This is a genomic window from Massilia sp. BAP21, assembly GCF_057801335.1.
Map to the genome: position 1 here is coordinate 4,612,049 of NZ_CM173596.1, position 13,968 is coordinate 4,626,016.

Below are 13,968 nucleotides of genomic sequence, written 5' to 3' on the forward strand. Positions count from 1 at the left end.
TTTCGGCGGTCCCTCTTTTACCCAGCTTTACATCACCCTGCCGCCCTTACGCGGTTTTACGCCGGCTTTACAGCGCTTTACAGGACCGCGCACCAGAATGGGCGCCATTCGACACGCAATGGAGCACCACATGAGCATTCTCCGTACCGCGGCCGCCGCATTCGCCGCCACCGCCTTCGCCTCGGCCGCGCTGGCCGCACCCGCAGCGGACGCGCCGCCGCCCGGCGCGCCGGCAGCCGCCGACTTCGGCCCCGGCCCGGACTTCGACCGCGGCCCCGGCCCCGGTCCACGCGGCCCGGGTCCGCGGATGGGTGGTCCCGGCCTGCCTTTCCTGCATGGGATAGCCCTGAGCGAAGCCCAGGAAGACCGCCTGTTCGCGATCATGCATGCCCAGGCGCCGCAACTGCGCGAACAGGAAAAGGCCGAGCGCAAGGCGCTCGAAGCCCTGGACGCGATGCGCGAATCGGGCCGCGTCGACGACGCCAAGGCAGCGGCGCAGGCCAAGGCCCTCGGCCAGGCCATCGCCGCCCAGGAACTGCTGCGCGTGCGTACCGCCGCCCAGGTGATGGCGCTGCTCACGCAGCAGCAGAAGGAAGCAATGGAACGCCGGCGCGCACCACGTGACTGAGGAGACGAACATGAGCGAACACGATCATCACGGCGGCCTGGCCGCCGACATCGACCGGCTGCTGGGTGCGGCCACGAACCGGCGCCAGACCCTGCGCTGGCTGCTGGCCGGCGCTGCTTCGGTGCCGCTGGCCAGCTGCGGCGGTGGCGGCGAAAGCGGTACAAGCGCCACCGGCAGCCTGGTATCGAGCGGCAGCACCGGCAGCGGCAGCACCGGTACCGGCGGCACGGGCACCGGCAGCGGCACCACGACCGGAAGCACGGGGTGCGCGGTGATTCCCGAGGAAACCGGCGGCCCGTATCCGGCCGACGGCACCAACAGCAGCAACGGCAAGGTCGCCAATGCCCTGGTCTTGTCGGGCATCGTGCGCAGCGACATCCGCTCCAGCATCGCCGGCGCGACCGGGGTGGCCCAAGGCGTGCCGCTGACGATCCGCCTGAAGATCGTCAACGCGGCCAGCAGCTGCGCCACGGTCGCCGGCGCCACCGTCTATCTCTGGCACTGCGACCGCAACGGCAATTACTCGATGTACTCGGGCAGCATCAGCGGCGAGAACTACCTGCGCGGGGTGCAGGCCGCCGACGCCGATGGCTACGTGACATTCCTCACCATCTTCCCCGGATGCTACGACGGACGCATGCCGCACGTGCACTTCGAGGTCTATCCAAGCCTGGCCAAATCGACCACGGCGTCGAACCGCATCAAGACCTCGCAGTTCACCTTCCCGCTGGCCACGCTGAACGAGGTGTACACGGCCACCGGCTACGCCAGCAGCGTGCAGAACCTGTCGCGCATCAGCTATGCCACCGACAACGTGTTCAGCGACGGCACCGCGCTGCAGATGGCCTCGATGAGCGGCGATATCGTCAACGGCTATGTGGCGGAACTGACTGTAGGGGTTTCCCTCTAAACCGGGAACGCACGGGACCTTGTCACATTACAATCGAAACCTCATCCGTTTCCTGCGTCCCGTGCTCCATGACCAAACCCTTGCTGCATTTTTGCCACGGGAATAGCTTCCCGTCCGGTACCTATCGTCAATTGCTCGAAGGCTTGAGCGCGCATTACGACGTGCACAGCACCGACATGGTCGGGCACGATCCGCGCTACCCGGTGGGCGAAGGCTGGAGCGGGCTGGTGGACGAGCTGATCGCCGAGCTGGAAGGGTATGGCCGGCCGGTGATCCTGGTTGGCCATTCGCTCGGCGGCATGCTCAGTACCATGGCGGCGGCGCGCCGTCCGGAACTGGCGCAATGCGTGGTCATGCTCGATTCGCCGGTGGTGGCGGGCTGGCGCGCCTTCCTCTGGCGCATCGTGAAAGCCCTGGGCAAGGGAACCAAGTTTTCGCCGGCACGCTTTTCCGAGCGCCGCCGCAATGTCTGGCCCGATCGGCATGCGGCCTACCAGCACTTCATCTCGAAGGACATCTTCGCCGCCTGGGCCCCGGGCGTGCTCGACGATTACCTCGACGTCGGCCTGAAGCCGCATCCCCAGGGTGTGCAGCTGCGCTTCGACCGTGCCATCGAAACCGACATCTACAACTCGCTGCCGCATCACATGGGCGAGGTGATCCGCCACGACTTTCCGGTGCCGGTCGGTTTCATCGGCGCCGACCGTTCCCAGGAATTGCGACAGGCCGGGCTGGCGTCGACGCGCAAGCTGGTCGGCGCCAACTTCGTGATGACCGAGGGCAGCCACCTGTATCCGATGGAGCATCCAGCGCGTGCGGCACAACTCACCCACGACATGATCGTGCGCCTGCTGGCTGGGCGGGCTGGTCAGAATGATACGGCGAAGGACGACCGGCGCGGTCTTTTCGCGTAAAATCGCGGGATTTTCCGCATCCCCTGAAAGAGCAGCATGGCAATTAAAAGCGATAAATGGATCCGCCGTATGGCGCAGGAAACCGGCATGATCGAACCTTTCGAGCCGGGCCAGGTCCGCGAGGCCGACGGCCGCCGCATCATTTCCTACGGCACCTCGTCGTACGGCTACGATATCCGCTGCGCCGACGAGTTCAAGATCTTCACCAACATCAACAGCACGATCGTCGATCCGAAGAACTTCGACGAGAAGTCGTTTGTCGACATCAAGAGCGATGTCTGCATCATCCCGCCGAATTCATTCGCGCTGGCACGCACCATGGAATACTTCCGTATTCCGCGCAATGTGCTGACCGTTTGCCTGGGCAAGTCGACCTATGCGCGCTGCGGCATCATCGTCAACGTCACGCCCTTCGAGCCGGAGTGGGAAGGCTATGTGACGCTGGAATTCTCGAACACGACGCCGCTGCCGGCCAAGATCTACGCGGGCGAGGGATGTGCGCAGGTGTTGTTCTTCGAGTCGGATGAAGTCTGCGAGACGTCGTACAAGGACCGTGGCGGCAAGTACCAGGGGCAGCATGGCGTGACCTTGCCGAAGACCTGATAGAGTTTTTGAAAGCAGGCACCTGAATCCGTATCATATCGCGACGCTGGTGCTTGCCCGGGTAGGGTGGGCCGGGCCGCGCTAGGCACTTGTGCCCACGCGGTTTCACCTTTTGCGCACAGGCGCACGTAACGGAGTCACCGTGTAAGCATCTGAGATGTTTTCAGATGGCGCTGTACGCGGCAGTCCTATACCGCGTGGGCACAAGTGCCCACCCTACGAAAACATCGCGGTGCATGCCGTAGCGATTTCAGCGACAAAAAAAGAGGAGCCAGCGGCTCCTCTTTTCACATCAGGCTGCGACTTCAGTCAGTCCTGTCTCAGTCCTGTTTGACGCAATCGACGAAGTACCCCAGCTTGCCATCGATCTCACGCTTGACCAGGCCGTGCACGTCGGTCTCGAAGCCCGGGAAGCGTTCGTTGAAGTCGCGTGCGAAGCGCAGGTAATCGACGATGGTCTTGTTGAAGCGCTCGCCCGGAATCAGGAGCGGAATGCCCGGCGGATAAGGCGTCAGCAGGATGGCAGTCGTGCGGCCTTCCAGGTCCTCGATGGCCACGCGCTCGATGTCGCGGCGCGCCATCTTGGCGAAAGCGTCCGACGGCTTCATCGCCGGCACCATGTCCGACAAATACATCTCGGTGGTCAGGCGCGCCACGTCGTACTGCTTGTAGAAGGTGTGGATCTGCGTGCACAGGTCGCGCAGGCCGCGGTCTTCGTAGCGCGGATTCGCCGAGGCGAACTGCGGCATCACCTGCCACATCGGCTTGTTGCGGTCGTAGTCGTCCTTGAACTGCTGCAGCGCCGTCACCAGGGTGTTCCAGCGGCCCTTGGTAATGCCGATCGTGAACATGATGAAGAACGAGTACAAACCGCACTTCTCGATGATGACGCCGTGCTCGGCCAGGTACTTGGTGACGATCGAGGCCGGGATGCCGGTCTCGCCGAACTTGCCGTCCAGGGACAGGCCAGGCGTGACGATGGTCGACTTGATCGGGTCGAGCATGTTGAAGCCTTCGGCCAGGTTGCCGAAGCCGTGCCAGTCGTCCTCGGCGCGGATCATCCAGTCCTTCTGCTCGCCGATGCCTTCCTCGCCTTCGACGTCCGGACCCCAGACCTTGAACCACCAGTCTTCGCCGTACTCGGCGTCGACCTTCTTCATGGCGCGGCGGAAGTCCAGCGCTTCCAGGATCGATTCTTCCACGAGGGCGGTGCCGCCCGGCGCTTCCATCATGGCCGCTGCGACGTCGCAGGACGCGATGATCGAGTACTGCGGCGAAGTCGAGGTGTGCATCAGGAAGGCTTCGTTGAAGGCGTCCTGGTCCAGCTTGACCGATTCCGATTCGCGCACCAGCACCTGCGAAGCCTGCGACAGGCCTGCGAGCAGCTTGTGCGTCGACTGGGTCGAGAAGATCATCGACTGCTTGGCGCGCGGACGGTCGCGGCCGATCGCGTGCATGTTCTTGTAGAAGTCGTGGAAGGTCGCGTGCGGCAGCCAGGCTTCGTCGAAGTGCAGGGTGTCGATGCGGCCATCGAGCATCTCGCGCAGCACTTCCACGTTGTACACCACGCCGTCGTAGGTCGACTGGGTGATGGTCAGGATGCGCGGCTTCTTGTCCTTGGCTTCGCGTGCGAACGGGTTCGCCTCGATCTTGCGGGCGATCGATTCGGGCGTGAATTCTTCGAGCGGGATCGGGCCGATGATGCCGAGGTTGTTCCGGGTCGGCATCAGGAACACGGGGATCGCGCCGCACATGATGATCGAGTGCAGGATCGATTTGTGGCAGTTACGGTCGACCACGACGATGTCGCCGGGGGCGACGGTCGAGTGCCAGACCATCTTGTTCGAGGTCGAGGTGCCGTTGGTGACGAAGTAGCAGTGGTCGGCGCTGTAGATGCGCGCGGCGTTGCGCTCGGACTTGGCGACCGGGCCGGTGTGGTCCAGTAGCTGGCCGAGTTCCTCGACCGCGTTGCAGACGTCGGCGCGCAGCATGTTCTCGCCGAAGAACTGGTGGAACATCTGGCCGACCGGGCTCTTCAAAAAGGCGACGCCGCCCGAGTGGCCAGGGCAGTGCCACGAGTAGGAACCGTCGTAGGCGTAGTTCACCAGCGCGCGGAAGAACGGCGGCGCCAGCGAGTCCAGGTAGGCCTTGGCTTCGCGGATGATGTGGCGCGCCACGAATTCCGGCGTGTCCTCGAACATGTGGATGAAGCCGTGCAGCTCCTTCAGGATGTCGTTCGGGATGTGGCGCGAGGTGCGGGTCTCGCCGTAGATGTAGATCGGGATGTTCGAGTTCTTGTGACGGATCTCCTGCACGAAGGCGCGCAGGCGGGTCAGGGCGAAGTCGGTTTCCTCGAACGAGCCGCCGCCGAATTCCTCGTCGTCGATCGACAGCACGAAGGCCGAGGCGCGCGACTGCTGCTGGGCGAACTGCGACAGGTCGCCGTAGCTGGTCAGGCCCAGGACCTCCATGCCTTCTTTTTCCATCGCTGCGGCGAGCGCGCGAATGCCGAGACCGGACGTGTTCTCGGAACGGAAATCCTCGTCGATGATGACGATGGGGAAGCGAAATTTCATTGACAGCTCCAATGCGAAGCGCCGTGGGGGCAGCCGCGTCGGGTTGACGCGGCCCGCTCACACGGCACCGAAAAATAAGAAGCGGATTTTCGCAGAAAACCCGCTGTCCGGTGAACTTTTTCTGTTAGGGTAACCACATGCGCCTTGGGGCGGCGCACTGTAGCAGTCAGCAGCGCGGTTCAGCCGCAGTACAGCTGTAGTTCAGCTGTAGTTCAGCCGCGTGCGCGCCGTCCCAGGCTCTTCAACAATTCCACGCCGAGGATGGCACCGAGCGCCGCGACGAAGGGCGCCGCCACCAGCGGCGTCGGCTCCACGTGCAGCCAGGCGAAGGCGCCGATCACCAGGCCGAAGGCGGCCACGGTGACGGTCGCGCCGAGCAGCCAGGTGCGGCGCGCCAGCAGCGCCACGGCGGCCAGCGAAATCGCGATCTGCTGCGCGACCGAGGCCAGCGACCACTGGCGGTGGCGGTGCAGCGCCTCTTCCGACTGCGCGCTGAACGTCGCCGACGACGCTTCCCAGCGTTCGGCCTCAAGCCGGATCTCGTCCTTCTCCTGCTGGTAGCGCAGCACCTCGGTACGGTAGTGCACGTGGTCGACGCCGGGCAGGTTGGTGGCCAGCTCCGCCAGGTTCTGCTTGTTCGACTTGGCCTGGTAGTGGTTCCAGGCATTGGCCGCGCTGGTCTTGTCGATGGCCGCGCTGTTCTTCAGCAGCGCCGCTTCGTTGTAGCTGCTGTTGCCGATGAAGCCGAACAGGGTGCCGATGGTGGCCAGGATCGCGATCAGCACCGCCACCTTGCCGGCAAAGCCGTCGCCGCCGCGCGAAGCGGGGGCCGGAAGCGTCGACATGCTCATGCTGCCGGCTTCCGCTCGTAGGTGACGAAGGCGTAGCCGTAGCCGTTCTTGTCCGAGTGGTGGGTTTCACGCGCGGTCTCTTCCCATACGGCCGGGTCGATGGCTGGGAAGAAGGTGTCGCAGGCGAAGGTGTGGGCGATCTCGGTGACGATCATGCGGTCGGCCACATCCAGGGCCGCGCTGAAGATCTGGGCGCCGCCGATGATGCTGGCCTCGTCGCCCTCGACCATCGCAATGGCCGCGTCGAGTGAGGTGACGGCATCGACGCCCTCATGCTGCCAGTCGGCGTTGCGGGTGACGACGATGTTCTGCCGGCCCGGGAGCGGGCGGCCGATCGAGTCGAAGGTCTTGCGGCCCATGATGATCGGGCGGCCGAGCGTGACGCGCTTGAAGTGGGCCAGGTCTTCCGGCAGGTGCCAGGGCAGCTGGTTGTTGACGCCGATGCCGCGCCCGGCGTCGATGGCGACGACCATGGTGAGGCGGGTCATTGGGATACCGCCTGCGGCATTGCGGAAGAAGAGGGAAGGGCGTGCATGGTGTGATTCCTTGTTGCAATGCAATGAAGTCGGCAGATGGTGTCGTGACTTGCGGTGTCTGTCAAGATGCTGGCTCTCAAGACTGGCCGAACAGCCCCGAACCGTTCCAGCGCGGTGCCTTGCTGCCACTTCCGGCTGCGACCGCCCGGTTCGCATAGTGCGGCCCCATCTTGGCCAAGAAACGCGGAAAAGCGCGGCAATAGCTGGACTGGATGCCGGCCAGGCGAGCCAGCTGGCCATATTCGACGACGCTGCCGGGCGGCGCGGCATCCAGTACCGCCGTCACCCGTGCGCGCCAGTCGTCGAGCCAGGGCGGCATGCGCTCGTCCAGCTGCACGATGGTATCGCCTGCAACGACGGTACCGCCGTCGACGACGCGCGCCAGCATGCCGCGTCGGTTGCCGAGCGCCCGCGCCAGGCCAGGGCGCTGCAGGTCCAGCTGGCCGCAGGCTTCACACGCGAACATCAGGCGGATGCGCGCCTCTGCGCCAATCTGGAGAATGGTGCCGGAAGCGAGACTGGCCGTATCAACATCGACCAGCAAGTTCTCGCGCAGCGTGTGCGCGGAAAGACCGAGCGATTCGTACACCGAGGAACTGGCCAGCAGAAGCTGGCGCGGCGAGATCGGGTCGGCGTGGACATCGCCCTCGAAGCCTTGACCTGCCAGCGCCACGGCGCGCTCGACGCGAACCGGCAACGCGCGGCGGTCTGCACGCAGCGACAAGGAACGAACCTGGCCGATGACCATCGCGGGCCAGCGAACGTCAGACCGCGACCGGCGCCTTGATGCCCGGATGCGACTGGTAATCGACGACCTCGAAGTCCTTGAAGCGGTAGTCGAACAGCGAGTCGGGCTTGCGCTTGATGACCAGCTTCGGCAACGGGAAGGGCTCGCGCGAGAGCTGCAAGTCCGCCTGCTCGAGGTGGTTCGAATACAGGTGGCAGTCCCCGCCGGTCCAGATGAAATCGCCCACTTCCAGGCCGGCCTGCTGGGCCATCATGTGGGTCAGCAGCGCGTACGAGGCGATGTTGAAGGGCACGCCGAGGAAGATGTCGGCGCTGCGCTGGTACAGCTGGCACGACAGCTTGCCGTCGGCCACGTAGAACTGGAAGAAGGCATGGCAGGGCGGCAGCTTCATCTGCGGGATGTCGGCCACGTTCCAGCTTGATACGATCATCCGGCGCGAGTCCGGCGTGGTCCTGATCTGTTCCAGCACCTGCGCGATCTGGTCGATGTGCTCGCCGTTCGGCGCCGGCCAGTTGCGCCACTGGTAGCCGTAGATCGGGCCGAGGTCGCCATTCGCGTCGGCCCATTCGTCCCAGATCGAGACGCCGTTTTCCTTCAGGTAGGCGATGTTGGTCGAGCCCTGCAGGAACCAGATCAGTTCATGGATGATGGACTTCAGGTGCACCTTCTTGGTGGTCACCAGCGGGAAACCTTGTTGCAGGTCGAAGCGCATCTGGTGCCCGAACACGGACACGGTGCCGGTGCCGGTGCGGTCCGTTTTATGGGCGCCATGCTCTTTCACATGGCGCATGAAGTCGAGGTATTGGCGCATCGCAGTCTTTCGTGGGAAAACCCGCCATTGTAACTTATGCAGGCGTGCGGAGTTCGGCTGCCAGCAGGGCCAGCGCCTCGACCACCTTCTCGTCCGGCGCGTGCAGCAGATTGTCGCCGACGTACAGCTCGAAGTAACTGGTATCCGGCAGCACGCCGTGGTTGATGCGGTTGAACAGCCAGACGCCATGGCGCTCGGCCAGGCGCTCGCGGATCGCCAGCGCGCGTTCGCGGCTCACGGGCAGGTGCAGGTGCAGCATGTTGGCCGCGGGGCGTGCGGGATTCACGTGGATCTCCGGATGCGCGCGCAGGGCCTCGAACAGGAACTCGGTGCGTTTGAAGTAAGCCGGCATCGCGGCCAGGCGTGCATCGAACTGCATGGCGGCGGCCACGATATACGGCGAGCGGTGGATGACGTTGCCGCCCTGGCGCCGGAACCATTCGGCAGCGCGCGCCACGAAGTCGGCGCTGCCGGCCAGCATGGCGCCACCCAGACCGCCGATGCCCTTGTACAGCGACACGTACACCGAATCGAAGCCGGCCGCGATCTCGGCGACCGGTTTGCCGTAGCCGACTGCCGTTTCCCACAAACGCGCGCCATCCATGTGCAGGTGGGCGCCGCGCGCCTTGCAGTGGGCCTTAATGGCTTCGAGTTCCTCCCAGGAAGGCGCCTGGCCGCCGATCTCGCGCATCGGCAGCTCCAGGCCCACGGCGCCGAGGCGGTCGGGGATGGCGCCCAGGTCGGCGGCGGTGAAGGGGCGGTGGCGGTCGCCTACCTGCAGGGCGTCGAAGTGATCGAGCAGCTGGTAGTTGGAGCGCTCGTGCACGAAGATGTGCGAGGTCGGGTGCAGGGCGACCGGAGCCCGGTTGCGGTCGGTGCTGGCCAGGCGCAGGGCGGTGACCTGGGTCATGGTGCCGCTGATGCAGAACACGGCGGCTGGAAAGCCGAGCAGAGCGGCGATTTTCTTTTCGAACGATTCGATCAGGTCGCCGCTGCCGTAGACGTCGTGTTCGATGTCGTTGGCTTCGCACCAGGCGGCCATGTTGGCGTACAGTTCGGCGGGGCGGCGGGCGCGGTGGCCGGGGAAGATGGTGTGGCAGCGGCGGATCAGGTCGGCGTCGGTCAAGATGGGCTCCGTTCGGGTGGAGCGCAAGTTTACACTGTTGGGCGGGGCGGGCCGCGCAAATCACTTGTGCCCACCGGCGTCACCAGCCGAGTAGTACGTACGGTGGACACCTGTGTCCACGCGGTCTCACCATGCGAGGCCACGGAACACGAATTATGGCGACTGCCGGAACTGACCGATGACGCAGCGGTGCCATACCGCGTGGGCTCGAGAGCCCACCCTACGAACCCCGTAAAATCAACCCAGGGTCAGCTCTGGGCGCTTTGCCGGCGCCGGCAGCGCCGCGTTGGCCGCCGCCGCATCCAGCCGGAACGCACGCACCGCGCGCGCCAGTTGCGCCGCCTGGTCCTGCATCGCCTGCGTCGCCGCGCTGGCTTCCTCGACCAGCGCCGCGTTGCGCTGGGTCGATTCGTCCATCTCGCCGATCGCCAGGTTCACCTGCTCGAGGCCGCTGCTTTGCTCCGCGCTGGCGGCGCTGATGTCGGCCATGATGTCGGTCACGCGGCCGACGCTGGCCAGCACCTCGTTCATGGTGGCGCCGGCTTCGCTCACCAGCCGGCTACCGGCTTCCACATCGCTGTTCGAGGCGGCGATCAGGGCCTTGATCTCCCTGGCTGCGGCGGCGCTGCGCTGGGCCAGGTTGCGCACTTCGTTGGCCACGACCGCGAAGCCGCGTCCCTGCTCGCCGGCGCGCGCCGCTTCCACGGCCGCGTTCAGCGCCAGGATATTCGTCTGGAAGGCGATGCCGTCGATGACGCCGGTGATGTCGCCGATCTTGCGCGAGGACTGGTTGATCGATTCCATGGTGTCGATCACCTGGGCCACCATGCTGCCGCCCTTTTGCGCGACGCTGGAGGCGCTCACGGCCAGCGCGTTGGCCTGGCGCGCGTGGTCGGCGTTCTGGCGCACGGTCTCGGTCAGCTCTCCCATCGACGACGCCGTGGTCGCCAGGCTGGCCGCCTGTTCCTCGGTGCGCGAGCACAAATCGAGGTTGCCGGTCGAGATTTCCTGCGAGGCGTTGGCGATCTGCTCGGCGCCGTCGCGCACGTTGCCGACCACCGAGGACAGATTGCGGCTGATGCCGTTCATGGCGTCGGTCAGGCGGCCGATCTCGTCCTGGCCACGGCTGGCGATCTGCACCGTCAGGTCGCCTTCGGCGATGCGCACGGCAGCGTCGCGCACCTCGGCCAGCGGGCGCGTCACGGCGCGGCGCACAAAAGCGTACAGCACGGCGGCAAAGGCGGCCAGCGCCACCAGGCCGAAGCTGATGTAGCGGTTGCGCAGCGTGGTGGCCTCGGCCGTGATCTCGTCGGCATAGGTGCCGCCGGCGATCACCCAGTTCCAGTCCTTGAACCAGGTATAGACGACGAACTTCTCGCGCGCCGCTTTGTCGCCCGGGTTTTGCCAGTCGTAGCTGATCTTGCCGGATTTGGTCTGCAAGATCTCCTTGACGTACTCGCGGCCGTCGGCGCTCTTGTTGGCAAGGATGTTCCGGCCTTCCTGCGTCGGGTGCACGACCAGCTCGCCAAAGGCCTTGCCGGGCGCCGCGTTCAGCACGTAGAAGTAGCCGGTTTCGCCGACCTGGGCGGCGCGGATGCGCCCCTTCAGGGCCGCCAGGTGGGCGCTGATGTCCACGCCCACGTACAGCGCGCCGACCACCTTGCCGCCGGCGTCGCGCACCGGTTCGTACTGGGTGATGAACTGCTTGCCGAACAGGGTCGCCAGGCCGACGTAGACCTTGCCCTCGCGCAGGGCGGCATAGGCGGGCGCAGCGTGGTCGAGCGCGGTGCCGACGGCGCGCTCGCCGTTTTCCTTCTTCACCGAGGTGCTGATGCGCACGAAGTCGTCGCCGCTGGCGGCGAAGATGGTGGCGTTGCCGCCGGTTTCGCTGGAGAAGCGGTCGGCGGCGCTGAAGTCGAGGTTCAGGACCCTGCCGTCGATCTTCAAGCTGGGCACGGCCTTGCCGCCGATGTCGACTGTCTCGCCGGCGTCGAGCGCGAAGCTGCCCTTGAACCCGGCGGCGAAGATCTTGCCGAAGCTGACCGCCTCGTTCGAGACCGTCTTGTTGAACAGCTCGACGGTGGCCACCAGGCCGTTCAGTTCGGTCGAGACATTGTGGTCGGCGCGTTCCTCGAGCAGGCTCGAGGTGGTGGCGCTGATGGTGAGCACCAGGGCGCCGATGATGACGCCGACCAGGGCGAAACTGAAGGCGCTGATCTTGGAGCCGACGCTCCAGTTGGCAATACGGAATGGTCGCTTAGACATGGTAAGAGAAATAAAGGAAGTACCGGTTTCTCTCCCGATCATAAGCGCAGGTTATTCCTCATCGCAACGAAAGTTGATCCATATCATTGCAAATGCTGTTGCGCAACAACGCTTTGTATCATCCTTGTATATGTATGTGATGAAATTGTAAAGCAGCCAAGTTGGCGTAGATGCCACCCTGGGCCACCAGCGAAGCATGCGTCCCGGTCTCGACCACTTGCCCGTCTTCCATCACCACAATGCGGTCGGCGCGCTGCACGGTGGCCAGGCGGTGCGCGATGATGATGGTAGTGCGTCCGACCATGGCCGCTTCCAGCGCGCCCTGCACCAGGCGCTCGGATTCGGCGTCGAGGGCGCTGGTGGCTTCGTCGAGCAGCAGCAGCGGCGGGTTCTTCAGTAGGGCGCGCGCGATGGCGATGCGCTGGCGCTGGCCGCCGGACAGGCGCACGCCGCGCTCGCCGAGGAAGGAGCGGTAGCCCTGGGGCAGGCGCTCGATGAATTCGTGGGCCGCGGCCAGCTTCGCTACCGCAATCACTTCCTCGTCGCTGGCGTCCGGGCGGCCGTAGCGGATGTTTTCCATCGCGTCGGCCGAGAAGATGACCGTGTCTTGCGGCACGATGCCGATCGCGTCGCGCAGGGTGTGCAGATCGAGGTCGCGAATATCGACGCCGTCGAGCCGGATCGCGCCGGCCTGCGGGTCGTAGTAGCGCAGCAGCAGCTGGAACAGGGTGGTCTTGCCGGCGCCCGAAGGGCCGACCACGGCCACGGTCTCGCCGGGCCGGATGTCGAGCGAGACGTGCGACAGCGCGGCGCTGTCCTGGCGCGACGGGTAGGCGAAGGTCACGTCCTGCAGGGCTAGCGCAGCCCCGCCGGTGGTGCGCCGCGGCAGCGGCTGCGGGTGGGCCGGGTTGCGGATGTCCGAGCGGGCGGCCAGCAGTTCGAGCAGGCGCTCGGTGGCGCCGGCGGCGCGCTGGGCCTCGCCCATCACCTCGGACAGCGCGCCGATCGAGCCGGCGACGATCGAGGCGTACAGGATGAACTGCCCGAGTTCGCCGCCGGTCATGCTGCCGCGCAGGACCGCATGCGCGCCCAGCCACAGCACAAAGACGATGGTGCCGAACACCAGCACGATGGCGAGCATGGTCAACAGCGAACGCGCGCGGATGCGCTGCATGGCGGCCGCGAATGCGCCTTCCACCGAGGCGCCGAAGCGGCGCGCTTCGATCTTCTCGTGGGTATAGGCCTGCACGGTCGGCATGGCGTTCAGGATTTCGCCGGCCAGGGCCGAGGCATCGGCGATGCGGTCCTGTGAATCGCGCGAGAGCTTACGCACGCGGCGTCCGAACAGCACGATCGGCACGATCACGGCGATTAGGAGGCCGAAGATGATGGCGGTGAGCTTGGCGTCGGTCACGAACAGCATCACCAGGCCGCCGATGAACAGCAGCACATTGCGCAGGGCGACCGATATGCTGGTGCCGACCACGGCCTGGATCAGGGTGGTGTCGGTGGTCAGGCGCGACAGCACTTCGCCGGTTTGCGTGGTCTCGAAGAATTCCGGACTCTGGTTCACCACGTGGCTGTAGACGGCGCTGCGGATGTCGGCCGTCACGCGTTCGCCCAGCCACGACACCATGTAGAAGCGCGCCGCGGTGGCGATCCCGAGCACGGTGGCCACACCGAACAGGGCGAGGAAGGTGGCGTCGACGTTCTTGATGCTGTGCGCGCCGGCCGCCGCGCCGAAGCCGAGGTCGATCATCTGCTTGAAGGCGGCCGGGATCGCGAGCGTGGCGCCGGCCGCGAACAGCAGGGCGATGCCGGCCAGGATGAACTGGCGGCGGTAGGGGCGCAGGAAGGGGAACAGGCCCTTGAAGGCGGCGAGGCTGCCCTTCGCGGGGGCGGAGGATGCGGTACGGGTGTTGCCGGGGGATTGCTTGGTCACGGGTTTGTTCACGGGTTCGGTCAAGGTGTTGCCTGTTGTTGTTCTGTCTCGTGTCATC

The 13,968-nt window shown here is 65.5% G+C and carries 12 protein-coding genes; 4 read left to right on the forward strand and 8 right to left on the reverse strand.

The features are described from left to right. Window positions 1-130 precede the first annotated feature (130 nt). From ACWYRN_RS20430 to dcd, 4 genes are all read left to right on the forward strand, one after another. Complete coding sequence (locus tag ACWYRN_RS20430) at window positions 131-628, forward strand: Spy/CpxP family protein refolding chaperone (protein ID WP_488689516.1); 498 nt, start codon at window positions 131-133, stop codon at window positions 626-628. Window positions 629-638: 10 nt separating this feature from the next. Next, window positions 639-1,538 carry a dioxygenase family protein gene (locus ACWYRN_RS20435; RefSeq protein ID WP_488689518.1) on the forward strand — a complete coding sequence of 300 codons (900 nt, stop codon included), beginning with the start codon at window positions 639-641 and terminating at the stop codon, window positions 1,536-1,538. Between the two features lie 68 nt (window positions 1,539-1,606). Next, window positions 1,607-2,452, forward strand: a complete 846-nt coding sequence (locus ACWYRN_RS20440) for an alpha/beta fold hydrolase (RefSeq protein WP_488689520.1) — start codon at window positions 1,607-1,609, stop codon at window positions 2,450-2,452. A gap of 36 nt (window positions 2,453-2,488) precedes the next feature. Next, window positions 2,489-3,055 (forward strand): dCTP deaminase, encoded by a 567-nt coding sequence (gene dcd / locus ACWYRN_RS20445; protein WP_488689521.1) that lies wholly within the window; start codon window positions 2,489-2,491, stop codon window positions 3,053-3,055. 320 nt (window positions 3,056-3,375) lie between these two features. On the opposite strand, the gene ACWYRN_RS20450 is transcribed toward dcd, so the two are convergent. From ACWYRN_RS20450 to ACWYRN_RS20485, 8 genes are all read right to left on the reverse strand, one after another. After that, entirely contained in the window at window positions 3,376-5,631 is a 2,256-nt protein-coding gene (locus tag ACWYRN_RS20450; protein ID WP_488689522.1) for an Orn/Lys/Arg family decarboxylase, read from the reverse strand. Window positions 5,632-5,843: 212 nt separating this feature from the next. Then, window positions 5,844-6,476, reverse strand: a complete 633-nt coding sequence (locus ACWYRN_RS20455; RefSeq protein ID WP_488689524.1) for a DUF4337 domain-containing protein — start codon at window positions 6,474-6,476, stop codon at window positions 5,844-5,846. 2 nt (window positions 6,477-6,478) lie between these two features. Next, entirely contained in the window at window positions 6,479-6,970 is a 492-nt protein-coding gene (locus ACWYRN_RS20460) for a dihydrofolate reductase (RefSeq protein WP_488689525.1), read from the reverse strand. A 124-nt stretch (window positions 6,971-7,094) separates the two neighbouring features. Continuing rightward, window positions 7,095-7,742, reverse strand: a complete 648-nt coding sequence (locus tag ACWYRN_RS20465; protein WP_488689526.1) for an MOSC domain-containing protein — start codon at window positions 7,740-7,742, stop codon at window positions 7,095-7,097. 40 nt (window positions 7,743-7,782) lie between these two features. Further along, a complete protein-coding gene (gene thyA, locus ACWYRN_RS20470; protein WP_488689527.1) occupies window positions 7,783-8,577 on the reverse strand; it encodes a thymidylate synthase in 795 nt (264 codons plus the stop codon). Between the two features lie 34 nt (window positions 8,578-8,611). Beyond that, window positions 8,612-9,703, reverse strand: a complete 1,092-nt coding sequence (locus ACWYRN_RS20475; protein WP_488689529.1) for a threonine aldolase family protein — start codon at window positions 9,701-9,703, stop codon at window positions 8,612-8,614. Window positions 9,704-9,940: 237 nt separating this feature from the next. Next, window positions 9,941-11,968, reverse strand: a complete 2,028-nt coding sequence (locus ACWYRN_RS20480; RefSeq protein WP_488689530.1) for a methyl-accepting chemotaxis protein — start codon at window positions 11,966-11,968, stop codon at window positions 9,941-9,943. Window positions 11,969-12,086: 118 nt separating this feature from the next. After that, window positions 12,087-13,967, reverse strand: coding sequence for an ABC transporter transmembrane domain-containing protein (locus ACWYRN_RS20485; RefSeq protein ID WP_488689531.1), 1,881 nt, complete (start codon window positions 13,965-13,967; stop codon window positions 12,087-12,089). Between the last annotated feature and the right edge of the window lies 1 nt (window position 13,968).

What these genes read in the sequence shown, in the direction of transcription:
- ACWYRN_RS20430 (WP_488689516.1), top strand. Translation starts at nt 131, where the DNA reads ATGAGCATTCTCCGTACCGCGGCCGCCGCATTCGCCGCCACCGCCTTC.
- ACWYRN_RS20435 (WP_488689518.1), top strand. Translation starts at nt 639, where the DNA reads ATGAGCGAACACGATCATCACGGCGGCCTGGCCGCCGACATCGACCGG.
- ACWYRN_RS20440 (WP_488689520.1), top strand. Translation starts at nt 1,607, where the DNA reads ATGACCAAACCCTTGCTGCATTTTTGCCACGGGAATAGCTTCCCGTCC.
- dcd (WP_488689521.1), top strand. Translation starts at nt 2,489, where the DNA reads ATGGCAATTAAAAGCGATAAATGGATCCGCCGTATGGCGCAGGAAACC.
- ACWYRN_RS20450 (WP_488689522.1), bottom strand. Translation starts at nt 5,631, where the DNA reads ATGAAATTTCGCTTCCCCATCGTCATCATCGACGAGGATTTCCGTTCC.
- ACWYRN_RS20455 (WP_488689524.1), bottom strand. Translation starts at nt 6,476, where the DNA reads ATGTCGACGCTTCCGGCCCCCGCTTCGCGCGGCGGCGACGGCTTTGCC.
- ACWYRN_RS20460 (WP_488689525.1), bottom strand. Translation starts at nt 6,970, where the DNA reads ATGACCCGCCTCACCATGGTCGTCGCCATCGACGCCGGGCGCGGCATC.
- thyA (WP_488689527.1), bottom strand. Translation starts at nt 8,577, where the DNA reads ATGCGCCAATACCTCGACTTCATGCGCCATGTGAAAGAGCATGGCGCC.
- ACWYRN_RS20480 (WP_488689530.1), bottom strand. Translation starts at nt 11,968, where the DNA reads ATGTCTAAGCGACCATTCCGTATTGCCAACTGGAGCGTCGGCTCCAAG.
- ACWYRN_RS20485 (WP_488689531.1), bottom strand. Translation starts at nt 13,967, where the DNA reads ATGACACGAGACAGAACAACAACAGGCAACACCTTGACCGAACCCGTG.